Source organism: Pseudomonas sp. H3(2019), assembly GCF_007713465.1.
Lineage (GTDB): Bacteria > Pseudomonadota > Gammaproteobacteria > Pseudomonadales > Pseudomonadaceae > Aquipseudomonas.
Genome location: NZ_VMSG01000040.1, coordinates 1 through 24,955, shown reverse-complemented (window position 1 = coordinate 24,955; position 24,955 = coordinate 1). Strand labels below are relative to the sequence as shown.

General features: G+C 60.3%; 23 protein-coding genes and 1 pseudogene. 11 read left to right on the top strand and 13 right to left on the bottom strand.

Annotated elements, in window-relative coordinates:
- Positions 1 to 204: 204 nt before the first annotated feature.
- Both FPT12_RS27035 and FPT12_RS27030 read left to right on the top strand, forming a co-directional pair.
- Positions 205 to 1,563: an 8-oxoguanine deaminase gene (locus FPT12_RS27035; RefSeq protein ID WP_145022521.1), complete on the top strand. Its 1,359-nt coding sequence runs from the start codon at positions 205 to 207 to the stop codon at positions 1,561 to 1,563.
- 155 nt (positions 1,564 to 1,718) lie between these two features.
- Positions 1,719 to 2,672, top strand: a complete 954-nt coding sequence (locus tag FPT12_RS27030) for an adenosine deaminase (protein WP_145022518.1) — start codon at positions 1,719 to 1,721, stop codon at positions 2,670 to 2,672.
- 120 nt (positions 2,673 to 2,792) lie between these two features.
- On the opposite strand, the gene FPT12_RS27025 is transcribed toward FPT12_RS27030, so the two are convergent.
- The 3 genes from FPT12_RS27025 to FPT12_RS27015 form a co-directional block, all read right to left on the bottom strand.
- Positions 2,793 to 4,175 carry an MFS transporter gene (locus FPT12_RS27025; RefSeq protein ID WP_145022515.1) on the bottom strand — a complete coding sequence of 461 codons (1,383 nt, stop codon included), beginning with the start codon at positions 4,173 to 4,175 and terminating at the stop codon, positions 2,793 to 2,795.
- A 134-nt stretch (positions 4,176 to 4,309) separates the two neighbouring features.
- Entirely contained in the window at positions 4,310 to 5,044 is a 735-nt protein-coding gene (locus FPT12_RS27020; RefSeq protein ID WP_145022513.1) for a helix-turn-helix transcriptional regulator, read from the bottom strand.
- A 317-nt stretch (positions 5,045 to 5,361) separates the two neighbouring features.
- A complete protein-coding gene (locus tag FPT12_RS27015; protein WP_145022510.1) occupies positions 5,362 to 6,291 on the bottom strand; it encodes a LysR family transcriptional regulator in 930 nt (309 codons plus the stop codon).
- A gap of 115 nt (positions 6,292 to 6,406) precedes the next feature.
- On the opposite strand from FPT12_RS27015, the gene FPT12_RS27010 reads away from it, so the two are divergent.
- Positions 6,407 to 7,420, top strand: a complete 1,014-nt coding sequence (locus FPT12_RS27010; protein ID WP_145022507.1) for a zinc-binding alcohol dehydrogenase family protein — start codon at positions 6,407 to 6,409, stop codon at positions 7,418 to 7,420.
- A 148-nt stretch (positions 7,421 to 7,568) separates the two neighbouring features.
- On the top strand, positions 7,569 to 7,739 hold the full coding sequence (locus FPT12_RS27785; RefSeq protein ID WP_019693720.1) for a hypothetical protein: 171 nt from the start codon (positions 7,569 to 7,571) through the stop codon (positions 7,737 to 7,739).
- A gap of 1 nt (position 7,740) precedes the next feature.
- Here FPT12_RS27785 and FPT12_RS27005 read toward each other — a convergent pair whose 3' ends face one another.
- On the bottom strand, positions 7,741 to 8,934 hold the full coding sequence (locus FPT12_RS27005; protein WP_145022504.1) for a multidrug effflux MFS transporter: 1,194 nt from the start codon (positions 8,932 to 8,934) through the stop codon (positions 7,741 to 7,743).
- Between the two features lie 94 nt (positions 8,935 to 9,028).
- A complete protein-coding gene (locus tag FPT12_RS27000) occupies positions 9,029 to 9,226 on the bottom strand; it encodes a heavy-metal-associated domain-containing protein (protein ID WP_054594154.1) in 198 nt (65 codons plus the stop codon).
- Positions 9,227 to 9,372: 146 nt separating this feature from the next.
- On the opposite strand from FPT12_RS27000, the gene FPT12_RS26995 reads away from it, so the two are divergent.
- The 3 genes from FPT12_RS26995 to cueR all read left to right on the top strand — a co-directional run bounded on the left by FPT12_RS26995 (position 9,373) and on the right by cueR (position 12,636).
- Entirely contained in the window at positions 9,373 to 9,750 is a 378-nt protein-coding gene (locus tag FPT12_RS26995) for a hypothetical protein (protein ID WP_145022501.1), read from the top strand.
- A gap of 79 nt (positions 9,751 to 9,829) precedes the next feature.
- Complete coding sequence (locus FPT12_RS26990) at positions 9,830 to 12,226, top strand: heavy metal translocating P-type ATPase (protein ID WP_145022498.1); 2,397 nt, start codon at positions 9,830 to 9,832, stop codon at positions 12,224 to 12,226.
- The gene (cueR, locus tag FPT12_RS26985) at positions 12,223 to 12,636 is read left to right on the top strand and encodes a Cu(I)-responsive transcriptional regulator (RefSeq protein WP_145022496.1); all 414 of its coding nucleotides are present in this window, start codon (positions 12,223 to 12,225) and stop codon (positions 12,634 to 12,636) included. Before FPT12_RS26990 ends, cueR begins: the two co-directional genes overlap by 4 nt.
- On the opposite strand, the gene FPT12_RS26980 is transcribed toward cueR, so the two are convergent.
- Positions 12,590 to 13,819, bottom strand: coding sequence for an MFS transporter (locus tag FPT12_RS26980; RefSeq protein ID WP_145022493.1), 1,230 nt, complete (start codon positions 13,817 to 13,819; stop codon positions 12,590 to 12,592). The two genes, cueR and FPT12_RS26980, sit on opposite strands and share 47 nt — an antisense overlap.
- Positions 13,820 to 13,996: 177 nt before the next feature.
- Positions 13,997 to 14,890 carry a PA4780 family RIO1-like protein kinase gene (locus FPT12_RS26975; protein ID WP_123427552.1) on the bottom strand — a complete coding sequence of 298 codons (894 nt, stop codon included), beginning with the start codon at positions 14,888 to 14,890 and terminating at the stop codon, positions 13,997 to 13,999.
- Positions 14,891 to 14,970: 80 nt separating this feature from the next.
- On the opposite strand from FPT12_RS26975, the gene FPT12_RS26970 reads away from it, so the two are divergent.
- The gene (locus FPT12_RS26970; protein WP_145022490.1) at positions 14,971 to 15,387 is read left to right on the top strand and encodes a methyl-accepting chemotaxis protein; all 417 of its coding nucleotides are present in this window, start codon (positions 14,971 to 14,973) and stop codon (positions 15,385 to 15,387) included.
- 50 nt (positions 15,388 to 15,437) lie between these two features.
- Here the strand turns inward: FPT12_RS26970 and FPT12_RS26965 are convergent, their stop codons facing one another.
- Positions 15,438 to 16,229, bottom strand: coding sequence for a helix-turn-helix transcriptional regulator (locus tag FPT12_RS26965; protein ID WP_145022488.1), 792 nt, complete (start codon positions 16,227 to 16,229; stop codon positions 15,438 to 15,440).
- 83 nt (positions 16,230 to 16,312) lie between these two features.
- Between FPT12_RS26965 and FPT12_RS26960 the strand changes: the two genes are divergently transcribed.
- Positions 16,313 to 17,341, top strand: a complete 1,029-nt coding sequence (locus FPT12_RS26960) for a bile acid:sodium symporter family protein (protein ID WP_145022485.1) — start codon at positions 16,313 to 16,315, stop codon at positions 17,339 to 17,341.
- On the opposite strand, the gene FPT12_RS26955 is transcribed toward FPT12_RS26960, so the two are convergent.
- The gene (locus tag FPT12_RS26955) at positions 17,328 to 18,605 is read right to left on the bottom strand and encodes an acetyl-CoA C-acetyltransferase (protein WP_145022482.1); all 1,278 of its coding nucleotides are present in this window, start codon (positions 18,603 to 18,605) and stop codon (positions 17,328 to 17,330) included. The two genes, FPT12_RS26960 and FPT12_RS26955, sit on opposite strands and share 14 nt — an antisense overlap.
- Positions 18,606 to 18,723: 118 nt before the next feature.
- Between FPT12_RS26955 and FPT12_RS26950 the strand changes: the two genes are divergently transcribed.
- Positions 18,724 to 20,076, top strand: a complete 1,353-nt coding sequence (locus tag FPT12_RS26950) for a 3-oxoacyl-ACP reductase (protein ID WP_145022479.1) — start codon at positions 18,724 to 18,726, stop codon at positions 20,074 to 20,076.
- 2 nt (positions 20,077 to 20,078) lie between these two features.
- On the top strand, positions 20,079 to 20,933 hold the full coding sequence (locus FPT12_RS26945; RefSeq protein ID WP_145022476.1) for a MaoC/PaaZ C-terminal domain-containing protein: 855 nt from the start codon (positions 20,079 to 20,081) through the stop codon (positions 20,931 to 20,933).
- Between the two features lie 20 nt (positions 20,934 to 20,953).
- Here the strand turns inward: FPT12_RS26945 and FPT12_RS26940 are convergent, their stop codons facing one another.
- The 4 genes and pseudogenes from FPT12_RS26940 to FPT12_RS26925 all read right to left on the bottom strand — a co-directional run bounded on the left by FPT12_RS26940 (position 20,954) and on the right by FPT12_RS26925 (position 24,392).
- Positions 20,954 to 21,403 carry a DMT family transporter gene (locus FPT12_RS26940; RefSeq protein ID WP_145022473.1) on the bottom strand — a complete coding sequence of 150 codons (450 nt, stop codon included), beginning with the start codon at positions 21,401 to 21,403 and terminating at the stop codon, positions 20,954 to 20,956.
- A 111-nt stretch (positions 21,404 to 21,514) separates the two neighbouring features.
- Positions 21,515 to 23,590 carry an autotransporter outer membrane beta-barrel domain-containing protein gene (locus tag FPT12_RS26935; protein ID WP_145022470.1) on the bottom strand — a complete coding sequence of 692 codons (2,076 nt, stop codon included), beginning with the start codon at positions 23,588 to 23,590 and terminating at the stop codon, positions 21,515 to 21,517.
- A 194-nt stretch (positions 23,591 to 23,784) separates the two neighbouring features.
- Positions 23,785 to 23,916, bottom strand: a pseudogene (locus tag FPT12_RS28180) (response regulator); the annotation flags it as partial.
- An 86-nt stretch (positions 23,917 to 24,002) separates the two neighbouring features.
- Positions 24,003 to 24,392, bottom strand: coding sequence for a DUF6124 family protein (locus FPT12_RS26925; RefSeq protein WP_145022467.1), 390 nt, complete (start codon positions 24,390 to 24,392; stop codon positions 24,003 to 24,005).
- Positions 24,393 to 24,955: the final 563 nt, after the last annotated feature.

Genomic DNA, 24,955 nt, shown 5'->3' with positions numbered 1-24,955 from the left:
GGGCAAGCCTTGCTCCTACACGATTTGTATTAATCCCAGAGCCGGGATACGACACATGACCCGTAGGAGCAAGGCTTGCCCGCGATAGACCGCAAAGCGGTCTCCACGTAAACTCTGAACTTCGCCCCCGCGGCGACCCTGGATCAGCAGACAGGGCAACACTGAGCTGGCGAACCTGAACCCAACTTTCAGAGGAGCCGGCAAATGCCTGCGACCCGTATCTGGTTAAAAAATCCCCTCGCGATCTTCACGGCCAACGGCCTCGATGCCCGTGGCGGCCTGGTGCTGCAAGACGGTTTGATCGTCGAAGTGCTCAAGCAAGACCAACAACCCGCGACACCCTGTGGGCAAGTGTTCGATGCCCGCAAGCATGTGGTCCTGCCGGGGCTGATCAACACTCACCATCACTTCTATCAAACCCTGACCCGCGCCTGGGCGCCGGTGGTCAATCAGCCGCTGTTCCCCTGGCTGAAAACGCTTTACCCGGTCTGGGCCCGACTGACTCCTGAAAAACTCGCGCTGGCGACCAAGGTGGCCCTGGCCGAATTGCTGCTGTCGGGTTGCACCACTGCCGCCGACCACCATTACCTGTTTCCCGAGGGGCTGGAAAACGCCATCGACGTACAGGTCGAAAGCGTCCGTGAACTCGGTATGCGCGCCATGCTGACCCGTGGCTCGATGAGCCTCGGCGAAAAGGATGGAGGCCTGCCGCCCCAGCAAACCGTGCAGCAAGGCGAAGTGATTCTCGCCGACAGCCAACGCCTGATCGCCGAGTACCACGAACGTGGCGAAGGCGCGCAAATCCAGATCGCCCTGGCGCCCTGCTCGCCGTTCTCGGTCACGCCGCAAATCATGTCGGCCAGCGCCGAACTGGCGAATACGCTCGATGTGCGCCTGCACACCCACCTTGCCGAAACCCTCGACGAAGAAGACTTCTGCCTGCAACGCTTCGGCCTGCGTACCGTAGACTATCTGGACAGCGTCGGCTGGCTCGGCCCACGTACCTGGCTGGCGCACGGCATTCACTTCAACCCCGACGAAATCGCCCGCCTCGGCGCGGCGGGTACCGGTATCTGCCATTGCCCGAGTTCGAACATGCGCCTGGCATCAGGCATTTGCCCAACCCTGGAACTGACGGCTGCCGGCGCACCGCTGGGCCTGGGGGTCGACGGTTCAGCATCCAACGATGCCTCGAACATGATCCTCGAAACCCGTCAGGCGCTGTACCTGCAACGACTGCGTTATGGCGCGGAGAAGATCACTCCGGAACTGGTGCTGGGCTGGGCCACCCAGGGTTCGGCGAAGCTGCTCGGTCGCAGCGACATCGGCGAACTCGCGGTGGGCAAGCAAGCCGACCTGGCGCTGTTCAAGCTCGATGAGCTGCGTTTCTCTGGCAGCCATGATCCAATCTCGGCATTGCTGTTGTGTGGCGCGGATCGTGCAAACCGGGTGATGATCGGCGGCAAATGGCGAGTGATCGACGGGCAGGTCGAAGGGCTGGACCTGAAAGGCTTGATTGCCGATCACAGTCAGGCGGCGCGGCAATTGATCGCCGGCATCTGACCGGACGCCATCGTGGGCAAGGGCTGGCCCTGGCCCACGTTTGCCGACACCCAGGCTTATGAGGTGGCTGTATGAACCGACCGGTCAGGTTTTGCTAATTGTTTCTAAAGGCATCTGTAGAATGCTCACTATCTGCACCCTGATGAGAAAAGAATATGTACGACTGGCTGAACGCTCTGCCCAAGGCAGAATTGCACCTGCACCTGGAAGGCTCGCTGGAGCCTGAGTTGCTGTTCGCCCTGGCCGAACGCAACAAGATCGCCCTGCCGTGGAGCGACGTCGAAACCCTGCGCAAGGCCTATGCCTTCAACAACCTGCAAGAGTTCCTGGACCTGTATTACCAGGGCGCCGATGTGTTGCGTACGTCTCAGGACTTCTATGACCTGACCTGGGCCTACCTGTTGCGTTGCAAGGCGCAGAACGTGATTCACACCGAACCGTTCTTCGATCCGCAAACCCACACCGACCGTGGCGTGCCGTTCGAAGTGGTGCTTAACGGCATCGCCAGCGCATTGAAAGATGGTGAGCAGCAACTGGGCATCACCAGCGGTTTGATCCTCAGTTTCCTGCGTCACCTGAGCGAAGAAGAAGCCGAGAAAACCCTCGACCAGGCGCTGCCGTTCCGTGATGCGTTTGTCGCCGTCGGCCTGGACAGTTCAGAGATGGGCCACCCACCGAGCAAGTTCCAGCGCGTGTTCGATCGCGCCCGCCATGAAGGTTTCCTGACCGTTGCTCACGCCGGTGAAGAAGGTCCACCGGAGTACATCTGGGAAGCCATCGACCTGCTGAAAATCCAGCGTATCGACCATGGCGTGCGCGCCATCGAAGACGAGCGCCTGATGCAGCGGATCATCGACGAGCAGATCCCGTTGACCGTTTGCCCGCTGTCCAACACCAAGCTATGCGTGTTCGATGACATGTCCCAGCACAACATCCTCGACATGCTTGAGCGTGGGGTGAAGGTTACGGTGAACTCGGATGACCCGGCGTACTTCGGCGGTTATGTCACCGAGAACTTCCACGCGCTGTATACCCATTTGGGCATGACCCAGGACCAGGCCAAGCGCCTCGCCCAGAACAGCCTCGATGCACGGTTGGTCAAACCGTAAGCTTCACCGCAAAACCAATGTGGGAGCGAGCCTGCTCGCGATGTGGCCATAACATTCAATACCAATGTTGAATGTCAGTCCGCCATCGCGAGCAGGCTCGCTCCCACATTGAATCGGTGTTTAACCGATTTTCGCGACCTCGCTCAACTCCTCCAGCGTCTTGCCCTGCGTTTCCATTCCGAACAGCCAGACAACGCCCGCGGCAATGGCGAAACACATCGCACCCAAGGCGAACACCCCGCCCTGCCCTGTTATCGGGAACACCAGCCCGGTGACCAATGGCCCGAGCAACGAGCCGACCCGGCCAATCGCCGAGGCAAACCCGGAACCAGTGGCTCGCGCCGAAGTAGGATAGAGCTCCGGGGTGTAGGTGTAGAGCACGGCCCACATGCCGAACAGGAAGAACTGCATCAGCAGGCCTGAACTGATCAACAGGCCGACGTTGCCGCCAAACACTGCGCTCTGCCCATACAAAAACGCCATCACCCCACCACCGAGCAAGGTGATGATGCACACCGGCTTGCGCCCCCAACGCTCCACCAGCCAGGCAGCCATGAGAAAACCGGGAATCCCGCCAAGGGAAATCAGCACGGTGTAATACACTGACTGAGTCACCGCAAACCCTGACTGTTGCAGCAATGCGCTGAGCCAGGAAGTCAGGCCATAGAAGCCAAGCAAGGCAAAAAACCAGACGCTCCAGATCATCATCGTGCGTTGGCGATACAAGGGTGACCAGATTTCATTCAAGGCCGAAAGAAAGTACCCCGGACGACTCTCGATTCTGGGCAAACGAATCGGCTCCGGCAGATCGGCGCGCCCCAGCGAACCCCGCACCTTGTCTTCAATACGCTGCAAAACCCGGTCCGCTGCCACATGGTGCCCGGCCTGTTCCAGCCAGCGTGGTGACTCGGGAATGAAGAAGCGGATCGCCAGGACAAACACCGCTGGCACCGCCAGCACGAGGAAGATGTCGCGCCAGCCAACCAGCGGTAACAGGAAGTAAGACAGCACACCCGCCGCGACAAAACCCAGCGGCCAGAAACCATCCATCAACGCGATGTAGCGCCCGCGCCGTTTGGCCGGGATCAATTCGGACAACATCGATTGGGCAATCGGAAATTCCATGCCCATGCCGATCCCCAGAAGAACTCGAAACAGCGTCAGCATCTCGACGCTTTGCGCCGTAGAACAGAGGTAACTGGCGATTCCCCACAACACAATGCTCCACTGGAACACCGGTTTGCGCCCGAAGCGGTCGGCAAGCATCCCGGACAATGACGCGCCAAGCACCATACCGAAGAAGCTCGAACTGGCCAGCAACCCGGCCTGCGCCGTGCTCAGAGCGAACTCGGCTTTGATCGATCCCAAGAGGAACGTCATCATTGCCAGGTCCATGGAGTCAAAGAAAAACGCCAGGGCAATGATGATGAAAATGATCCGGTGATAACCGCTGATGGGCAGTCGTTCCAGACGTTCTGCCGCGCTATAGCCCTGAGTTTCCATGCCCTATCCCCCATTCGATAATCCCCGAATCGAGTGTGCGGGATCGCCTGGGGTCACTGTTGCTGGATACGACCTGGCCACAGCTCTGAGCGACGTCTGAAACCTCTGGCCACAGACGTCGATTTCAACCGCTGCTAGAGCGCCATTTCCAACTCGGCCTCTTTGGCGAACTGATCGATTTCATGCTGACCGGCCGCGGTGATCTGCAGAACGCGCGTGTCGCTGGGCAGATTCAACCAGCCCGACTGCATGAACAGCTGCAACACCGCCGCCCCCAGTGTGCCGCCCAGGTGCGGTCGGCGCTCGCTCCAGTCCGGGCAGGCGCAGACTACGCGGGAGGTGCTGTGGGCCAGGGCCTGAATGAATACGCCGTGGGTTGCCAATTGATTAGCGCCTTTGTGGGTCACGATGACACGCTTTTCCAGCTGTTCGATCCAGCCGGCATCGAGCATTCGCTGATACAGATCGGCTGCCAGGCGCCCCCCCAGATGGTCTTCACAGAGCCTGGCCCGAAGCAATGACGAAGGTGCCGTACGCACTTTCGTCGGTGGGCTGGCGCGCTTGAGCAACTCTGGAACCTTGCCTGGCAAACTGGCCAGCGTGGCGCTGGCCAGCGCTTCAACCGCCGCACCGATTTCGGGAGCCGCAAGCCGGAAAAACCGCTTGCGCCCACGCTCCTCGACTTTCAACAGTCCACCGCTGGACAAACGTCCCAGGTGCGCATTGGCCGATGACGGCGACAAGCCTGCCAGCAATGCCAACTCCTCGGATTGGCGTGCAGTACCGTCCATCAAGGCCCACATCATCGCGCTACGCTTCGGGTCTGCCAGCAACGTGGCTATCTGGCTGATGCAAGGTGCATGTTCCATGTATTCACTCCCTGTTGAATCATTTGTCTACTGCTCTGGGACATCTTGACCAGTAATGTGCTGCCGGCCAAGGCGTGAAAACCGCCAAAAACCGGGCGGTATAACTGACGGATGCGACGAACCTCTTAGAAAACCCCGACCGGGCTCAACAACGATCAGCACAGCGTCCAACCGCTTTGAGCGAGGCCTCGCAACGTCGCTGACAACGGTGCGACACCAGGCAGCCCCTAGTATATGCGCGATGATCTTCGGTTCCTGCCGGCCGGAAGCTTTTGGAGGTGATAGTTCCTGCCAGAATTTTCCCTATTTGCGTGCGACTACTCGCCAGCACCGATCATTGCTGGCGATTGGGCCGACAATTGGGCACATCGTGACTTGAGCATTTCACTCAGCAGGTTCACCGGCTTACTTAATTGAGCGCGATGGGCACACAGCAAATTCAGCGGTGCGCGCTCGCAGCGCAGCGCCGGCATCAGCACTTTCAAGCGACCGGCCAAGACATCGCCCGCCACATCCAGCCAGGACTTGTAGGCAATTCCGGCACCGGCTACCGCCCACAGACGCACCACGTCCGCATCATCACTGAAGCGATCACCGCTGACGGTCAGGCTCACCTCCCGCTTGCCGTCATGAAAACTCCAGTGGTCGTGAACCCGGCTGTCCAGCATGTACAACAGGCAATTGTGCTGGGCCAGTTGCTCCAGCTGGTGCGGTTCGCCATGCCGTGCGAGATAGTGCGGTGCAGCACACAGCACGCGACGGTTGTCCGGGGCGATCGGCAACGCCACCAGGCTTGAGTCTTCCGGCTCCCCGTAGCGCAGGGCAATGTCCACCGGTTGGCGGAACAGGTCGGCAATCCGGTCCCCCAACAGCAGGCGTACCGTCAGTTTTGGATGCTCGCGCTGGAACTCGTCCAGCCACGGCAGCAGCAAATTGCGACCGAAGTCCGAAGGTGCCGACAGCTGCAATACGCCGCTGACCTGATCCTGCCCGCTGGCCAGCAAACGCCGCCCTTCATCCAGATTGCTCAGCGCCGCGCGGGCATATTCCAAAAAGCCTTCACCCTCTGCGGTCAGACGCAGGCTGCGGGTCGACCGTGCCAGCAACCGCGCGCCCAATTGCTGCTCGATCCGCTTCAACGCGGCGCTGGCCACTGCCGCCGACAGATCCATGACCCGCGCCGCCGCGGACAGACTACCGAGGTCTGCGGCACGCACGAACAACTGCAAGTCATCGAAACGCAGCATCAACCCACCTGCATTATCAAAAAAATATTGAAAGAGACTGTTCTTTTAGCCGGTTTTATCTTCAAGAGAAATCACCAATCATCCATGCCATCGAATAACCCGTGAGAAATCCCCCATGAAAGCCATTGCCTACTACCGTTCGCTGCCCATCAACGATCCAGAATCGCTGCAGGACATCGAACTGCCTGAGCCGGTTGCCGGCAAACAGGATTTGCTGGTTGAAGTCAAAGCCATCTCGGTCAATCCGGTGGACACCAAGGTTCGCCAGAATGTCTCGCCTGAAGATGGCGCAGCCAAAGTCCTGGGCTGGGATGTGGCCGGCGTGGTCAAGGCGGTTGGCAGCAACGTCAGCCTGTTCAAGGCTGGTGACAAGGTTTACTACGCGGGCTCTATCGCGCGCGCAGGCGGCAACAGTGAACTGCATGTGGTGGACGAGCGCATTGTCGGCCATATGCCAAAATCCCTGAGCTTCGCCGAAGCCGCTGCACTACCGCTGACCGCGATCACTGCGTGGGAGTTGCTGTTCGAACGCCTGCAAGTGCGCGAAGGCAAAACCGATCAAGGTCAAAGCCTGCTGATCGTCGGTGCCGCGGGTGGCGTGGGCTCGATCCTGACTCAACTGGCCAGCCAGCTCACCGCACTGAACGTCATCGGCACCGCCTCTCGCCCGCAGACCCAAAGCTGGGTACGCGAACTGGGCGCAGACCTGGTGATCGATCACAGCCAACCGCTGAGCGAAGAACTCAAGCGCGCCGGCCACCCTCAGGTGACTCACGTTGCCAGCCTGACCGAAACCGACCAGCACTTCGAACAACTGGTCGAAGCCCTCGCGCCTCAAGGCAAGCTTGCGCTGATCGATGATCCGAAGGCACTGGATGTCACCCGGCTCAAACGCAAGAGCCTGTCGTTGCACTGGGAATTCATGTACACCCGCTCGCTGTTCGAAACCGCCGACATGCTCGAACAGCACAAGCTGCTGAACCGGGTGGCCGAGCTGATCGATGCGGGCACATTGAAAACCACGGTCGGCGAACACTTCGGCACGATCAACGCGGCCAACCTGCGACGCGCCCATGAACTGCTGGAAAGCGGCACGTCCAGGGGCAAGATCGTCCTCGAAGGCTTCTAGGATTTTAAATGACGGTGTGTTCGGCTTGCTGTTTCAGAAACGACGCACACCGTCAGTCCGAGGAGTTGATCCGCGTCACAAATCCGATTTGATTCAGGTCTACAATCGAGCTTCCCGCAATGCAGTCTTTTAGGTGAGGAAGTCAGCAATGAAGATCCTGATAAAAGAATTGGCAAAATCCCAGTGGCAGGTCCGCTTGGACAACCACGCGGTGAACTTCCGCAGTGAAGCTGAAGCTCGCGCTTTTACCTCGACCCTCGAGGCTCGCTTGCACGCCCCTCATCAACTCCCCGAACGCCAGCAACGAGCAACCGGCTGACTCAAGTCACGGCTTGCGCTGCCCGGGCAACCTGCAGCCGACGGGTGAGCATCGCGACGCTTACCACTAATATTCCGCACAGGCTGATGACCATCGCCATCGGCATCGCTGTGCCGTCGTGCAGCACGCCGACCAACGCCGCCGCTCCTGCGGCAACACTGAACTGCAAGCAACCGAGCATCGCCGAAGCGCTGCCTGCGCGCGCGCCCTGACCGCTCATGGCACACGCCGACGCATTGGGAATGATGCAACCCAGGCTTGCGATGCAGATGAACAGCGGGATCAGCAACGGCCACAAATGCTCGGTATGCAGTGAACTGACCGCCAGTAAGGTCAGGCCGGCAGCCAGATAAATCCATACGGTGCGCGCCAGCAAAAAGGCCGGGCCACGTTTGGAGAGCAACCGGGCATTGACCTGCGCCACCAGAATGAAGCCCGCCGCGTTGGTGCCGAACAACCAGCCGAAGTGCTCGGCCGGAACACCGTAAAGCTTGATGAAGACGAAAGGCGAACCCGCAATGTAGGCAAACATCCCGGCAATCGCGATGCCGCCGGTCAAGGCATGCCCGAGAAAGATCCTGTCAGTGAGCAGACAACCGTACTGACGCAAAGCACCCGACAACGGCTGACGCGGCTGGTTGGCCGGCAAACTTTCCGGCAGGCCCACGGCAACCGCCAGGGCTGACAATGCGCTGAACAGCGTCAAGGCGATGAAGATCGAATGCCAGCCATACAGGTTGACCAGCAGACCGCCAAGCATTGGCGCAAGAATCGGGGCCAGGCCCATTACCAGCATCAGTTGGGAAAAGACTTTCGCCGAACCCACCGCGTCGCACTTGTCGCTGACCACCGCGCGGGAAATCACCATCCCGGCGCAGCCACCCAGCGCCTGAACGAAACGTGCCGCGATCAGCCACTCAAGGCTCGGCGCAAACGCGCACACCAGTGATGCCAGCGTGAACAGACCGACGCCCACCAGCAATGGCATGCGCCGGCCGAAGCGATCGGCCACCGGGCCATAAGCCAACTGACCAATCGACAGGCCGAGGAAATAAGCTGCCAGGGTCAACTGGACGTGTTTTTCGTCAGTGCCGAAAGCCACCGCCATGGCCGGGAAGGCTGGCAGATAGAAATCGATGGCCAGCGGCCCGAAAGCGCTCAGGGCGCCAAGAATCAGAATGGTACGGAGGTTCATCAGGCGTCCAGTTTTACGTCAGTCGGCAGCCCGACAGTCTAGCCGTGCGTGGACGCCTTGAACATTCCGATAGGTCGCTAACTATTAAAAAGGTTCAGGCCAGCGTGACCGCGTAGCCTTCTTCGCTGATTAGGCTGATCACCTGCTCTGCCGACAACGCGCTCTCGACGCCAACCTCCTTCGCCGCGAGGTCGACCCGGACACTGGCCGCCGGATCCTTGGCTTGCAGCGCCTCGGTAATGGCCCGAACACAGTGACCGCACGACATTCCTTGAACGTTGAATACTTGCATGAGACAGCTCCTTTGATGAGGTTGAAACCAGTCTTGAGCTTGCCACCGTGGCAAGGTCAAGTTCTGCAGTGATCTGCCGGGCTGGCAATCGTCGCCGCGCTCGGCCAAGCTTCGCCATCAATGACTCAAAAGCAGGAGATGCAGCCATGCGCTGGTCAGCTTTCAGCCTATTCGGCATGCTCAGTCTTTTCGCCGCCGCGCCCTCGGCCAGCGCCGAAGACTACGGCGTGCTGATCATTTCTCGCGAACGCCTGGAAGTCGCGACCTTGTGCGAGATTGGCGTGTACATCCAGGATCAGCTGTCGGCGCGGTTGTTCCAGGAGCAAAGCACTTCGTTTAATTTGCCGCCGGGCAACTACTCTTTGCGGCTCAAACTGCTGCCCGGCCAGGCGCCAGGTTGCAGTGCCGGGATGCTGGCCCCGGGTTCGCAGAACATCACGCTGCGGGCGGGTGACCTGTTGAAATACCGCATCGCCATGAATCAGCAAGGGATGTACCTCAAGCCCGCCGAGCTGGGGTATTGATCCATCTTTTGAAGGAGACTTGACCTTGCCCGCATGGCAAGGTTGATCCTGTAGGTCATCTCTACAGGGAGTAAGACCGATGCCCGATTCCACCACCTTCGATCTGCCGATTTCCGGCATGACCTGCGCCAGCTGTGCCGGACGTGTCGAGCGTGCGTTGAGCAAAGTTGTCGGTGCCAGTGCCGTCAGCGTCAACCTGGCCACCGAGCAAGCGCGCGTCCAGGCCCCCCGCGACAGTTTGCCTGCGCTCATGGAAGCGGTGCAGCAAGCCGGATACAGCGTGCCCGCGCACAGCCTCGAATTGAGCATCGGCGGCATGACCTGCGCCTCGTGTGTCGGTCGGGTCGAACGTGCCTTGAATAAAATCGCCGGGGTGAACAGCGTCAGTGTCAACCTGGCCAACGAACGCGCGCACCTCGAACTGCTCGGCCAGATCGACCCTCAAGTATTGATCGATGCGGTCCGCAAGGCCGGTTACACCGCCAGCGTCTGGCAAGCCGAGCAATCCACCGATAACGATCAAGTGCAGCGTCTGCGCCGTGAGCGCTGGAGCCTGCTGCTGGCAATCGCACTGGCCTTGCCGCTGATGCTGCCGATGCTGGTGCAGCCGTTCGGTCTGCACTGGATGCTCCCGGCCTGGGCGCAGTTTGCGTTGGCGACCCCGGTGCAATTGATCTTCGGTGCACGCTTTTATATCGCTGCGTGGAAGGCCGTTCGTGCGGGCGCCGGCAACATGGACCTGCTGGTGGCCCTTGGCACCAGCGCCGGTTATGGCTTGAGCATTTATCTGTGGGCCACGGTCAGCGCCGGCAGCATGCCGCATCTTTATTTCGAAGCTTCGGCGGTGGTGATTGCGCTGGTGTTGCTCGGCAAATACCTCGAAAGCCGCGCCAAACGCCAGACCGCCAGCGCCATTCGCGCCCTTGAAGCCTTGCGGCCGGAGCGAGCGATTCAGGTGATCGACGGTCGCGAACAGGACGTCGCTATCAGCGCGTTGCGCCTCGGCGATCTGGTGCTGGTCAAACCCGGTGAACGCTTCCCGGTGGACGGTGAAGTCATCGAAGGTCAGAGCCATGCCGACGAAGCGCTGATCAGCGGTGAAAGCCTGCCCGTGCCGAAACAACCCGGCGACAAGGTCACTGGCGGCGCGATCAACGGCGAAGGCCGGCTGCTGGTTCGGACTCAAGCGCTTGGCGCAGAAACCGTGTTGGCGCGAATTATCCGTCTGGTCGAAGACGCCCAGGCTGGCAAGGCACCGATTCAAAAGCTGGTGGATAAAGTCAGCCAGGTGTTCGTCCCCGTCGTGCTGCTTTTAGCGCTGGCGACCTTGATCGGCTGGTGGCTGTACGGCGCACCGCTGGAGACGGCGGTGATCAACGCGGTCGCGGTGCTGGTGATCGCCTGCCCTTGCGCCCTCGGCCTGGCAACACCGACCGCAATCATGGCCGGCACCGGTGTGGCCGCGCGCCACGGCATTCTGATCAAGGACGCCGAAGCACTGGAGCGCGCCCATGAAGTCAGCGTGGTGGTGTTCGACAAGACCGGCACACTGACGTCCGGCACGCCGCGCATCGCTCACTTGCATGCCATCGACGGCAACGACGCAACCCTGCTGCAGCAGGCTGGCGCCCTGCAACGTGGCAGCGAGCACCCGCTGGCCAAAGCCGTGCTCGACGCCTGCGCCGAACGTGACTTGCCGGTGGCCGATGTCAGCGCCAGCCAGTCACTGACCGGTCGCGGCATTGCCGGCACGCTGGACGGTCGCCAATTGGCGCTGGGTAATCGCCGTCTGCTGGAAGAAAGCGGCTTGAGCGCCGGTCCCTTGAGCGAACCCGCCAACGCCTGGGAAGCCGAGGGTCGAACCTTGTCATGGTTGATCGAACAAAGCCCCGAGCCTCGGGTGCTCGGCCTGTTCGCCTTTGGCGACACCCTCAAGCCTGGCGCGCTGCAAGCGATTGAGGAATTGAACACGCAACACATCGGCAGTCACCTGCTGACGGGCGACAACCGTGGCAGCGCCCGGGTGGTTGCACAAGCACTGGGCATCAGCAACGTACACGCCGAAGTGCTGCCGGCCGAAAAAGCCTCGATCGTCACTGAGCTGAAAAAGACCGGCGTGGTGGCGATGGTCGGCGATGGCATCAACGACGCTCCGGCACTGGCAGCGGCGGATATCGGCATCGCCATGGGTGGCGGCACTGACGTCGCGATGCACGCAGCCGGGATCACCCTGATGCGCGGCGATCCTCGCCTGGTGCCGGCGGCGCTGGAGATCAGCCGCAAGACCTACGCGAAGATCCGCCAGAACCTGTTCTGGGCCTTCGTCTACAACCTGATCGGAATTCCGCTGGCAGCCTTCGGCTTGCTCAACCCGGTGATCGCCGGTGCGGCGATGGCCTTGTCCAGCGTCAGCGTGGTGAGCAATGCTTTACTGCTCAAGACCTGGAAACCGAAAGACCTGGAGGAGGTTGAATGAACATCGGTCAAGCAGCCAGACGCAGCGGCCTGAGCGCCAAGATGATTCGCTATTACGAATCGATCGGCCTGCTCAAGGCCGCCCATCGTACCGACAGCGGCTACCGCGTCTATGGCGACGACGACCTGCACAGCCTGGCGTTCATCAAGCGTTCACGCGATCTCGGGTTTTCCCTGGAAGAGGTCGGCAAACTGCTGACCCTCTGGCAGGATCGCCAACGGGCCAGCGCCGACGTCAAGGCACTGGCCCGCCAGCACATCGACGAGCTGAACCAGAAAATCCGCGAACTCGGCCAGTTGCGCGACACCCTGCAGGATCTGGTGGAACATTGTCAGGGCGATCACCGCCCGGACTGCCCGATTCTCAAGGAATTGGCGTCGGGCTGCTGCGCCGAGCCCGCTCGCCCCTGATCGCCAACACCTTCAGCACCAGCAAGGTGCTGAGGGGGATCCCGTGAAACAGCAGCACCACCGCGCCGGGTGCCCACACGTTGTAAAACGGCGCGGCGATCAACATGCCGACGCCGAACCCGGTCATTTGCAGCAAGGTCAGAAAGCTGAAAATCGGCGGGCGCAGGCTGTCCGGTTCACGCTGCAAGCGCGACATCAGCCCGACCTCGGAAAAGCCATCCCCCAATCCCGCCGGCAACGCAAACAGCAGCAAGCCGTAAAGGCTCTGTTGCTGGAACATCAGGATGAAGCCGCTGGACATCAGCAGCACACCGAAAAAGAACCGCCGCTCCAGGTTTGAGTTTTCTGACCCTGGCAAACGGCTGGCAATCCGCGCGCCGATCAACTTGCCACACGCCCACACCGCCAGCATCAGGCCTAGCGTGGTGCTGGCCGACTCGGGTGTCAGCAGTTTGGAAATAATCGGGAAACCCACATTGTGCGCGGCACTGCCGAGGGTGTCGGCCATCGCCAACGCGAGCATCGCAGCGATGACCGGCGAGCTGCGCAGGCCTTGGCGTAGCGCAGTCCATTCGTCACGTTTGTGGGTTGGCTCGGCACTCGGTGCAGGTCTGGAGAACCGTAACGGCACAATGAATAGTGCCGCCAACAGATAAGTGACGACGTTCAGTGCAAACACCGTTTCGAAGCCGAAACCCGCCACCAACAGCCCGGACACCAGACTCCCGCCAACCATCGCTGCGGACGACGCCGAAGTGATCCAGGCATTTGTCTTGAGCAGTTGCTCCCCAGCGATCATGTGTGGCAACTGGCTGTTGAGGCCGATGGCAAACATCGAGTTGCCGAACCCCAGGCCGAAAGCGATCACCGGTAACAGCAGCGCTTGCTGCGACACCGGCAGCACCAGCAACAGGCCTAACAGCCCGGCACGCAGCAGGTCGAAAGCTATCAGCGGCAGGCGTCCGCCCCAACGGCGATAAAACCTCGTGCCGATCAAACTGGCAAAAATCCCACCGGCCACCCGACTGGCGAGAAAGATCCCGACACTCATGGCGCTGTTGCTGAGCAGGTAAACATAAGTGGCCAGCGCCACCATATTGAGAAACGCACCGAAGTCCGAGACCAGTCGCGCAGCGATGATCAGTTGGGCGTTGCGGGTGGAACGTTGAGGGGCAAGGTCCATTTTCATTCATCCTTGAACAACTCGTTCAACAGACCGTAGGCGCTGCCGAAGGCTGCGATCTGTTGATCTTGATTTTCGGCATTCCCGGCACCGCTAAAAGATCGCAGCCTACGGCAGCTCCTACACGATTTGCTGTTCACAAAAAACCCGGCCAAAGCCGGGTTTCTCGTCAACCGATCACTGCATCCACGGCGGAGGCGGTTCTTCGGTTTTGCTCGGGGGAGCATCGTCTGCGGCGCGAACCGCTTGCCGACGTTCCTCATCAAGGCGTGCAGCCTCGATCTCGCGCATGATGCCGCCAACGTCCGCCAGCTCTTCCGGCTCGTCGAACTCACCGGTCAGGACGCTGGCCGGGTGCAGGGTGCCGGCTTCGTACAGGGCCCACATTTCCTTGGCGTACTTGGTCCGCTTCAACTCCGGGGCAAAGCGCCCGAAGTACGAGGCCATGTTGCCCACGTCACGCTCCAGCATGCTGAATGCGTGGTTGTTGCCGGCAGCGTCGACTGCCTGAGGCAGGTCGATGATCACCGGGCCGTCCGGGGTCAGCAATACGTTGAACTCGGACAGGTCACCGTGCACCAGACCGGTACACAGCATCAGCACGATCTGCGAAATCAGGAAGGCGTGGTACTCACGGGCCTGATCCGCTTCCAGCACCACGTCATTGAGACGCGGCGCGGCATCACCGTACTCGTCCGCCACCAGTTCCATCAGCAGCACGCCTTCCAGGAAGTCGAACGGCTTGGGCACTCGCACCCCGGCACTGGCCAAACGGAACAATGCCGCAACCTCGGCGTTCTGCCAGGCGTCTTCGGTTTCTTTACGACCGAACTTGGAGCCCTTGGCCATGGCGCGAGCCTGACGGCTGTTACGGACCTTACGGCCTTCCTGATACTCGGCCGCCTGACGAAAACTTCGTTTATTCGCCTCCTTGTAAACCTTGGCGCAACGTAACTCGTTGCCGCAGCGCACCACATAAACAGCTGCTTCTTTACCACTCATGAGTGGGCGCAGCACCTCGTCAACCAGACCGTCCTCGATCAGCGGTTCAATGCGTTTTGGAGTCTTCATCAGCTTTTATTGTGGGTCCTTTATTACCAAACACGCGAATGTCATTCGTTATACGGCAATCCTCTCCTGTCGGGGAGGGGTTGCCGACCTATGAACGTTGCAGATGCACCCAATGTGCCAGATTAGTCAGGCAAATCCTGCTGAGCGACGAAGATCATAGCCGAGAGTCAGCCGCACGTTGGCGACTGGATCAGCAGGCATTTGCGACAGCGTCTGAAATCAATCAAGCCACTCCTTGTAGGGTTTTTACCAATAGTCCTCAATTTTCGCCCCTGACGGCCGAAGTCATCAAAGAGAAAGGAATTTGTCCGACAATCCGCGAGTCGTCAGTACTGCGTGGGCTTAATAGGAAAAAAATCTGGCAACAGTCGGTCAGCCGGATCGGCGAAGCGCGCAACAGTTTTGGGCAGATTCGCGAATCGGTCGACGTGATCCGCGACATGAACACCCAGATTGCCACCGCCGCTGAAGAACAGCATCAGGTCGCTCAGGCATAGACAGATAATCGTCCAACTTTGTGGGGTCAGTTCACTCTGCATGGGAACGATCAGTGTCTAAAGAGCTCGCCGGGGGTAAACCCGAACAGGCTTTTGAACGCGGCAATAAACGCCGACGTCGAGTCATACCCGCTGGACAGCGCCGCCGTGGTCACGCTGTTACCGTCTTCCAGCAAACTCAATGACGACAACAGCCGCATGCGCTGGCGCCAGCTGCGGAAACTCAATCCGGTTTCACGCTGGAACAGGCGCATCAAGGTTTTCTCCGAAGTCCCCAATCGTTCGGCCCATTCATGTAACGTCACGTTCTGCCCGGGGCTTTCGATCAGCTCGTTGCACAACCCAAGCAAACGCGGGTGACGTGGCAACGGCAGAGAGAAACCGACTTCCGGCAGGCTCGCCAGCTGATCCAGCAGCACCTCGACCAGGCGTGCTTCACGGCTGTCACCCTCTGGATAGTCCACCGGCAGCAGGCAAAAACTCTTGATCAGCTCACGCGCCAGCGGCGTGACTTCCAGCACCCGGCAGCGCTCGTCCGCCCAGGCACATGCCTCGCGCCGCACATAGAGGCTGCGCATTTCTGCACGCATCGAGGTCACCACTTGGTGTTCCAGGTCAGCCGGAATCCAGATCCCCCACTGCGGCGGCGCGAAGAAACTGCCCTCGGCGGTGTGTACGCCGAGCACACCACTGATAGCGTAGGAAAACTGCACCCAATCATGGCGATGAGGTGGCGTCCAGGAACCGGCGCTGAGGCTTTCCGCACGGGCATACAGCGGACGCGGCAACGCCGTCAGGGTCGGGATGGTCCGTTCAAGGGAAACTTGTCCGTTAGCCGGCATTGATTGGCCTTATGTCGCAAGACGGGCGGTGGTCTTGACCTTAGGCTAGGTCATCTCTTCTTACAATGCCTTCGGTGCCCGTTATGCATGCCTTCAAACACCTCAAACGCGTAGTCACCGACTGGTTTCTGTGCGGGATGCTGATCGCCACGCTGCTGTCGTACGTCTTCCCGCGCTTCGGTGCGACGGGTGGCACAATGCACGCCGAGTGGGTGATCAATATCGGCGTGTTCCTGGTGTTCTTCCTGCACGGGGTCAACCTGTCGAGCGAGCAGATCCGCCACGGTTTGAAAAACTGGCGCCTGCACCTGATGGTCCAGGGCTTCACCTTTCTGGTGTTCCCGCTGATCTGGCTGATCAGCGACAAGCTGTTGGGCTCACACATTCCGTCGCTGCTGATGCTCGGGTTCCTCTACCTGTGCGCCCTGCCCTCGACCATTTCCTCTTCCGTGGCCTTGACCGGCAGCGCTGGTGGCAACGTGCCGGCGGCGATTCTCAATGCCAGCCTGTCCAGCGTGCTGGGGATTTTCCTCACGCCGTTGCTGGTGAGCCTGGTGGTCGGCAGCGGTGCTGGCGGTATCGACCTGGGCTCAACCTTGCTCGATCTCTGCGCCATGTTGCTGCTGCCGCTGGTACTGGGTCAGTTGCTGCGGCCGCTGTTCGGCAAGTTTTTCAGTCGCCACAAGCGCTACACCAACATTGTCGACAAACTGGTGATCCTGCTGCTGGTCTACGCGGCGTTCTGCAACTCGATGGTTTCCGGGATGTGGCAGCAACAGGGCAACACGGTGATTCTCAGCGCATTGGTCGGCAGTGCCTTGCTGCTGGCGATCATTCTGTGGATGACCACCCGCACCGCCCGTGCCCTGAAGTTCAGCCCTGCCGATGAGATCGCCGCGGTGTTCTGCGCCAGCAAAAAATCCCTGGCCGCCGGGGCACCGATGGCCGCGCTGATCTTCGGTGCCAACCCGGGGCTCGGTCTGATCCTGTTGCCGATCATGATCTATCACCCGCTGCAGTTGATCGTCTGCTCGGTGATGGCCGAGCGTTATGCCAACCGCAATCGGGTATTGGCCGAACAACAAAACACTGCGGTTCTCAGCGCTCAATAATGGCGGTCACTCCCTGACCTCCGGCGGCGCAGATCGAGATCAATCCGCGGCCCTTCCCGGCGGCGTCGAGCAGCTTGGCAAGGTTGGCGACAATGCGCCCACCGGTCGCGGCAAACGGATGCCCGGCTGCCAGTGAACTGCCTTTGACGTTGAGTCGGCTGCGGTCGATCGAGCCTGGCGCGGCGTCGAGGCCGAGCCGGGTTTTGCAGTAGTCCGGGTCTTCCCAGGCCTTCAAGGTGCAGAGCACTTGCGCGGCGAAGGCTTCGTGGATTTCGTAGTAGTCGAAGTCCTGCAAGGTCAGGCCGTTGCGCGCCAGCAAACGCGGCACGGCGTAGACCGGCGCCATCAGCAATCCTTCGGCGCCGTTGACGAAATCCACCGCTGCCGCTTCGCCGTCGCGCCAGTAAGCGAGGATCGGCAGGCCGCGCTCTTTCGCCCACTCCTCACTGCCGAGCAGCACCAGCGACGCGCCATCGGTCAGCGGTGTCGAGTTGCCGGCGGTGAGCGTGCCTTTGTCGCTCTTTTCGAATGCCGGTTTCAACGACGCGAGTTTTTCCAGCGTCACGTCCGGGCGCAGGTTGTTGTCGCGGGTCAGGCCGAGGAACGGGGTCATCAGATCGTTCTGCCAGCCTTCGGCGTAGGCCGCGGCCATTTTCTGGTGGCTTTCCAGCGCCAACTGATCCTGCTCGGCACGGGGGATGTTCCAGGTCTGCGCCATCAACTCGCAATGCTGCCCCATCGATAGCCCTGTGCGCGGCTCGCCGTTACGCGGAAACTCGGGGATCAAATGCCGGGGACGCAATTGCAGGAAAGTTTTCAGCTTGTCACCGGTGCTCTTGGCGCGGTTGGCTTGCAGCAGAATCTTGCGCAGGCCGTCACTGACACTGATCGGCGCATCCGAAGTAGTGTCGACACCACCGGCAATGCCGCAGTCGATCTGCCCCAGGGCAATCTTGTTCGCCACCAGCAACGCTGCTTCCAGGCCGGTTCCGCAGGCCTGCTGAATGTCATAGGCCGGAGTGGTCGGTGACAGTCGCGAGCCGAGCACACACTCACGGGTCAAATTGAGGTCCCGGGAAAGCTTGAGCACCGCCCCCGCGACCACTTCGCCCATGCGCAAGCCATGCAGGTTGTAGCGTTCGATCAAGCCTTCGAGCGCCGCTGTCAGCATTGACTGATTACTGGCAGTGGCATACGGCCCGTTGGAACGAGCGAAAGGAATACGATTACCGCCGATGATCGCAACGCGGCGCAGCTGAGTCATGAAAAGCTCCTATTCTGTGAAAGGCATAACCCACAAGCGTAGGCCTTATCTCGCGGATCGAACGACTGATCGCGATTCATGGTCCACACTTTGAACCCCCACTGCCGGAGAGCCTTCCATGTCTGACCGCTATATCGACTTCGCCAATTCAGCCCTCGGCCACCGCCTGGTCGGGGCCCTTGGCCTGCCGTCGCCGGTTCGTCTGGAACGCTGGGAGGCCGGTCGCTTGCGGCCCGTCGATGGCGCGCTGCTGATCGGTGGCGGCCCGTTGTCACAGAACGTCAGCGCGTTTGCCAACAAACTCACCGAGCAGATTTACAGCTACGGCCCCGAATCCTTGCCGGCCCAGGCGTGGATTCCAGGCCACGGCCCCAAGCTCAAGGCCGTGGTGTTCGATGCCAGTGACCTGATGCAGACCGGGCAGCTCAAGCAGCTGCGTGAATTCTTTCAGCCGCTGATGAAAAATCTCGAGCACAGCGCCCACCTGGTGATTTTCGGACGGGCACCGGAGACGTTGAGTGATCCGTTCGCCGCCAGCGCCCAACGGGCACTCGAAGGCTTCAGTCGCTCGCTGGCCAAGGAACTGCGCAGTGGCGGCACCTTGCAGTTGCTGTATGTCGGGGCCGGGGCTGAAGACCAACTCGAAGGGGCGCTGCGGTTTTTCCTCTCGCCAAAGAGTGCTTATGTTTCGGGACAGGTTGTGCGGCTTAACGCTTGCGACACTCAGGTCCTGGACTGGACTCGCCCGTTAGCGGGACGCACGGCGCTGGTTACTGGCGCGGCTCGCGGGATCGGCGCATCGATCGCCGAAACCCTGGCCCGCGATGGTGCGCAGGTGGTGCTGCTGGATGTGCCACCGGCCAAGACCGATCTCGATGCCCTCGCCGCCCGTCTCGGCGGCCACAGCATCTCCCTCGATATTTGCGCCGAAGACGCCGCCACACAATTAATCGAGCAATTGCCGAATGGCATCGACATTGTGGTCCATAACGCAGGCATCACCCGCGATAAAACCCTGGCCAACATGACGCCGGAATTCTGGGATGCGGTGCTCGCAGTGAACCTGAATGCACCGCAAGTGTTAACCAAAGCGCTGCTCGACAGCGGCACCCTGCACGATAACGGCCGGGTGATTCTGCTGGCGTCGATCAGCGGGATCGCCGGCAATCGCGGGCAAGCCAATTACGCCGCGAGCAAGGCCGGGCTGATCGGTCTGGCACAGGCCTGGGCGCCATTGTTGGCAACGCGCGGAATCAGCATCAACGCCGTCGCCCCAGGCTTTATCGAAACCCGAATGACCGCGCAGATTCCATTTACCTTGCGTGAGGCGGGACGACGCATGAGTTCACTGGGCCAAGGCGGACTGCCGCAAGACGTCGCTGAAGCCGTGGCCTGGCTTGCCCAACCCGGCAGCGGCGCGGTCAGCGGGCAAGCGCTGCGGGTGTGTGGGCAAAGTGTATTGGGGGCCTGAACATGACAACGGATTGGCATTTGCAAAGCAGAACGCCGTACATGCCCGAGTTGTATTGGCGGGCAGCGACGCGGCGCAAGATCACCGGCACCACCCTGCCCGAGGATGGCTTTCGTTGCTGGGTCAACGTTGACCCCAAGCGTTTGGCAGCCTATCGCAAGGTGTGCGGGTTTACCGATGACGGTCTGTTGCCACCGACCTATCCTCATGTGCTGGCGTTCGCCTTGCAGATGCAATTGCTCACTGCCAGGACGTTTCCGTTTCCACTGCTGGGGCTGGTTCACCTGGCCAATCGCATCCGCATTCTGCGTCCCTTGGGCGCAGTCGATCGAGTACGGGTAAGCGTGCGGGTGCAGAACCTGCAACCCCACGCCAAGGGCGCAGTGTTTGAGTTGATCACCACGATTGACGACGCACTCGGGCCGCTCTGGGAAGCCGAAAGCCAGATGCTCTGCAAAGGCGTGAAGCTTCCCGGCGAAGCGATTGAGCCTTCGACGGATTCTGCCCTGACCATGAACGAGGTTACCCGCTGGTGGGCGCCCACTGAAATTGGCCGGCGCTACGCCAGGGTTTCCGGTGACTACAACCCGATTCACCTGAGCGCTCTCAGCGCCAGACTCTTCGGTTTCCCCCGGGCCATCGCCCACGGTTTGTGGATCAAGGCGCGCACCCTTGCGGCCCTGAGCGGGCATCTGCCGACGTCGAATATCGAGATTGCCGTGCAGTTCAAGAAGCCGGTGCGCTTGCCCAGCGAGGTCACCTTGCTGGCCAGCGCTGCTGGCTCAAGCGGTGACTTCAAGGTGATCGGCGCCGGGGATCTGGAACACATGCCTGGCACCTGGCGACCGCTTGCCTGAGGCAGCTCAGTCGCGCCGAATCAGCCGCGCCGGATAAAAAACACACCCGCCATAATCAACACCAGCCCGGCAATTTTGCCGGCACTGACGGGTGCTTCGCGAAACCCGGCCCAGCCGAAATGATCCAGGGTCATCGCCATCCCCAGTTGCCCGGCCAACACTAGCGCCATGAACAGCATGGCGCCGATGCGCGGCCCGGCGAAAGCGGCCGTGGTAATAAAAAATGCGCCGAGCAGACCACCGCTCCAGTGCCACCAGGTCAGGCTTTTGAGTGTCTCCAATGCCGGGGTTTCGCGCTGGATCAGGACCAGCAGCAACAACGCCACGGTGCCGACAAAAAACGAAATCAGCGCGGCGGCCAGTACGCTCGACACCTGTTTGGCCAACTGGCCATTGATACCGGCTTGCAGCGGCAAAAATGCACCCGCGACAAAAGGCAGGCAAAGCAACCACCAGACGGGGGCCGGCATGCTGTTCTCCACTGAGTGAATGAGACGCGCAGTATACGCCGCGCCTTATCCACTACCGCCACAAACAAAACGACCCGCTCATGGCGGGTCGCTTGGGTGACAGCCAATCAATCAGAAGTCGTAGCGAACCTTGGCGGTGAAGGTGTCTGCATTGAAGTCGGCTTTGGTCAGGTAATCATACGAACCGCCCACGCTCCAGGCACCGATGCGGTAGGTGGCGCCCAGACCCAGTTCATAACTGTCACGCGCAGGTTTCGCACCGCTGGTGGTGAACGGTGTGCCGCCGAGCACAAAGGTCGAGGTCGCGTTGGCCTGGTCACCGATGAAGTCGTGCCACGCCATGGCCTTGGCTTCGGGTTGGAGGCTGCCGGCGCCGACATCGAAGGCGGCAGCGAGGCGCGCACCGAGGCCCATCTCACCCACTTCATACCGCTGGCTGCCGACGTTCAACGCGGCCGAACTGCCCTTCTCGCGGTACGCATCGATCGCTACGTTGGCATAGCGCGCACCGATCTGCGGCTCCAGCAACACCTGCTGATTGAAGCGCAAGGTGTAACCGGCCAACGCATTCACACCGAAGATATCACTGTCGTAATCGCCCTTGGCACGTGTGCCGGCGATGTAGCGTTTGGACTCGTTGGTGTTCCAGCCATAGGTCAGCGAGGTGTCGACAAAGAAATTGTCGTGAGTCCAGTTGCCGTACAGCGTCAGCGCGTTACCGATCACATCGGTCTTGCTCCCGGCGTCGGACGTCACGTTGCTGTTCAGGTAGCTGTAAGCGATACCCAGCGTGGTATCGGCATTCAACTGACCGTCAGCGCCCACCGCAATACCCTGACTGTTGGCGCTATAACCGGCGACACCGCCGCGCGAACCTTGATCGGCATCGCTGTTCAAGGCTTGCAGCCACACACCTTTTTCGGCCAACACATCACCCGAGGACAAACCGCTGCGGGCACTGCTGGAGCGCGTGTTGATCACACTGTTGATCAACGACTGTCCGCTGACGGCAGCTTGGGTCGCACCGCCGCTGACGTCAGGAGTGAGTTTTTCAGCCTGTTTGGCCAGTTCGGCGTCGCTGCTGGCGTTGGCGAAGGCCTGGAACACTGGATCATGTTCATCCAGCTTGGTCATCAAGCCATTCGAGACACGCGCTGCCGCACTGGCGGCGTTCGAGGAACCACCGGCATTCAGAACGTTTTGCCCCACGACGGCCTCACCCTTGGCATCGACCAATGCCTTCACGTCGTTGCCCTCGACGCCGTAGCTCTTCACTTCCAGCAACGCCGAAGAAGACGAAACCGTCAGGTTTTCGCCGCCTTCCAGCTTGCCGGAGCTGATCAAGGTATAACGGGTACCGCCATTAGCCGTACGGAAGTCTTCGGAGCGCGCCTTCAACTCAAGACGAGCACCTGGGCCGATGTCTGCCAGGCCGGTGACCTTGAGCACCGGAAGATTGGGGTTGGTGTCGTTGCCCAGGAACATATGCAACACCGAACTCGGCTCTTCCATGTCAAATTCGCCGATGATCGTGGTGTGGGCCTGCTGTAGCGTCAGCTCGCCCTTTTCCACCGTGATGTAGCCGGCCTTGATGGTCGAACCGTCGAAGTTCACATCACCATTGATCTTCACGCCGGAAAGGCCCATCAGATTGCCTTTGACGTTACCGCCATTCCAGTAGAAATAGGCTTCTCCGTCGTCGACCTGAATGGCCGCGTTACCGCCTTCGATCGAGCCATACTGTTGATCGATCGACATGAAACGGCCACTGGCCGGTTGGTTGCTGACATGAATGCCGAGGCTTTCGCCGGAGATCAGACCGGTGTTGTAAATGCTGAACGATCTGACACCAGGGGTCGACGCGGACGTAGCGCCATCCAGTCGCAACGCTTCAGCGTTGGCGCCCGTGGCGGTGATCGTGCCCTGGTTGATCACACTGTTACCGATGCGGGTGCCGATCAGTGCCATCCCAGTCGCGTTCATCCCGCTGACAGCGATATCGCCCGAATTCAGCACGTTGTTGGTGATAACGCTGCCCTGATCCTTGATGCCAAAAGCCCCGTCACCATAGACCTTGATCGAGCCGTCGTTGATCAGGTTCAAAGGTGCGGCAATGGCAGAGGTGTGAATCGCGGCAGCAGCCACGGAAAGCGCCAACAACGAACGGCGCAGGCAAGAGGTGTTCAATGCAGATTCCCTTCAGAAGCATGTAGAGGATGCGTTTTCAGCACGCACGCCCAACTTCTTTCAGGCATCCATACCGGCCAACCAGCGGGGGCTGGTTCAGGCGCGGGCAATATACAGGCGCCATTATTTAGAGACCATCAAAAAAATGCCAAATGAATGCCGTCAGTTTTTGCATCGGGGAAAAGCACGAACGCTCAAGGGCTGACCCTGTGAGTCCTCGGCAGAGGAAAAAGATTGTCCAGGGTTTCCAGCAGACGCACGTGATAGACAGGTTTGCGGAACAAGTCCAGAACCTGCAAACGCAACAGGTCGCTGACATCGTCCACTGCTATTGGCCGGGCGTTTGGGTCTTGAAGGGCATCTGATGAAACGGCTGGTAGCCCATGTCATCAGATGCCCTTCGAGGAAGCACTCAAGGTTTGACGACATACTCCGCCGGTTCTTCAGGGTCCAGATTGTCCAGTGCTCGATCCACCAGCAGCCGGATCCCGTCGATCATCCTGCAAATACCCAACGCCACATTGCGTCGAGACCCTTCGATCTCGAACGCCAGGTCAGCGGCGATGGCCTTGACCGAGGCCAGGTCTTCCGAAGCGTTCGCCAGCAGGCTTTCATTGTCGATACCCGGGTTGACCGCAAACAACCGGTCCGAATGCAGATCGCTGAAACGCAGCTTCACAAGGGTCGGTTTCAGGTAGTGATCGAGGGCGCGATGGGCAGCGTCGTGGAGCTTTTTTGAGTCGGGAGAATCGTAGGGGGAAACGTCGTCGTGTTCGGGCGGATTGGGGGTTTCTTTGATCATGATGGAGCTCCTACGGTAGTGGGAGCCACGACTTGCCGGTCTCACTCGGCGAAGAGGTGGCAGCTGTGAACGGGGTGAGAATACCGGTCGTAGGCACCCGGCCAGACCTAAGTCTGCCCGCACACAGCCGCCATAATGCATGGCGCAGACGAAAAACGTCGGCGACGATTATGGTAGAGCCAGCGCGTTGCGCCTACAGAATTTCCTGGGTTCTCACACCCTGTCGCTGAATTTCAGCGACGTTCAAAGGCTAGAGGCCGTGCTTCCGAGGGGCAACCTTAAAGACATGTCAGAGATTTCTGCGTTGCCCGTGATGCTGTCATCAAGTTCCGGCCTCATCCTACGGGCATTACACAAATGATCGTTCCCACGCTCTGCGTCAGCTCGTGAAGCGGAACGCGGAGCGTCCCTGACGGCATTCCCACGCGGAGCGTGGGAACGATCAGTATCTGAAGCCGCACACGCTCCAACCACTCAGGCCGGCTGTCAGGCCGCCGTGCTGTTGCTTTTGATCTTGATCCACCCGCCCCTTCGGCAGGCCGAGTGGAGGTGTTCATCAGGGG

Excerpts from the sequence above, each read along its gene's own strand:
- FPT12_RS27035 (WP_145022521.1), top strand. The coding sequence starts at position 205 with ATGCCTGCGACCCGTATCTGGTTAAAAAATCCCCTCGCGATCTTCACG.
- FPT12_RS27030 (WP_145022518.1), top strand. The coding sequence starts at position 1,719 with ATGTACGACTGGCTGAACGCTCTGCCCAAGGCAGAATTGCACCTGCAC.
- FPT12_RS27025 (WP_145022515.1), bottom strand. The coding sequence starts at position 4,175 with ATGGAAACTCAGGGCTATAGCGCGGCAGAACGTCTGGAACGACTGCCC.
- FPT12_RS27020 (WP_145022513.1), bottom strand. The coding sequence starts at position 5,044 with ATGGAACATGCACCTTGCATCAGCCAGATAGCCACGTTGCTGGCAGAC.
- FPT12_RS27015 (WP_145022510.1), bottom strand. The coding sequence starts at position 6,291 with ATGCTGCGTTTCGATGACTTGCAGTTGTTCGTGCGTGCCGCAGACCTC.
- FPT12_RS27010 (WP_145022507.1), top strand. The coding sequence starts at position 6,407 with ATGAAAGCCATTGCCTACTACCGTTCGCTGCCCATCAACGATCCAGAA.
- FPT12_RS27785 (WP_019693720.1), top strand. The coding sequence starts at position 7,569 with ATGAAGATCCTGATAAAAGAATTGGCAAAATCCCAGTGGCAGGTCCGC.
- FPT12_RS27005 (WP_145022504.1), bottom strand. The coding sequence starts at position 8,934 with ATGAACCTCCGTACCATTCTGATTCTTGGCGCCCTGAGCGCTTTCGGG.
- FPT12_RS27000 (WP_054594154.1), bottom strand. The coding sequence starts at position 9,226 with ATGCAAGTATTCAACGTTCAAGGAATGTCGTGCGGTCACTGTGTTCGG.
- FPT12_RS26995 (WP_145022501.1), top strand. The coding sequence starts at position 9,373 with ATGCGCTGGTCAGCTTTCAGCCTATTCGGCATGCTCAGTCTTTTCGCC.
- FPT12_RS26990 (WP_145022498.1), top strand. The coding sequence starts at position 9,830 with ATGCCCGATTCCACCACCTTCGATCTGCCGATTTCCGGCATGACCTGC.
- cueR (WP_145022496.1), top strand. The coding sequence starts at position 12,223 with ATGAACATCGGTCAAGCAGCCAGACGCAGCGGCCTGAGCGCCAAGATG.
- FPT12_RS26980 (WP_145022493.1), bottom strand. The coding sequence starts at position 13,819 with ATGGACCTTGCCCCTCAACGTTCCACCCGCAACGCCCAACTGATCATC.
- FPT12_RS26975 (WP_123427552.1), bottom strand. The coding sequence starts at position 14,890 with ATGAAGACTCCAAAACGCATTGAACCGCTGATCGAGGACGGTCTGGTT.
- FPT12_RS26965 (WP_145022488.1), bottom strand. The coding sequence starts at position 16,229 with ATGCCGGCTAACGGACAAGTTTCCCTTGAACGGACCATCCCGACCCTG.
- FPT12_RS26960 (WP_145022485.1), top strand. The coding sequence starts at position 16,313 with ATGCATGCCTTCAAACACCTCAAACGCGTAGTCACCGACTGGTTTCTG.
- FPT12_RS26955 (WP_145022482.1), bottom strand. The coding sequence starts at position 18,605 with ATGACTCAGCTGCGCCGCGTTGCGATCATCGGCGGTAATCGTATTCCT.
- FPT12_RS26950 (WP_145022479.1), top strand. The coding sequence starts at position 18,724 with ATGTCTGACCGCTATATCGACTTCGCCAATTCAGCCCTCGGCCACCGC.
- FPT12_RS26945 (WP_145022476.1), top strand. The coding sequence starts at position 20,079 with ATGACAACGGATTGGCATTTGCAAAGCAGAACGCCGTACATGCCCGAG.
- FPT12_RS26940 (WP_145022473.1), bottom strand. The coding sequence starts at position 21,403 with ATGCCGGCCCCCGTCTGGTGGTTGCTTTGCCTGCCTTTTGTCGCGGGT.
- FPT12_RS26925 (WP_145022467.1), bottom strand. The coding sequence starts at position 24,392 with ATGATCAAAGAAACCCCCAATCCGCCCGAACACGACGACGTTTCCCCC.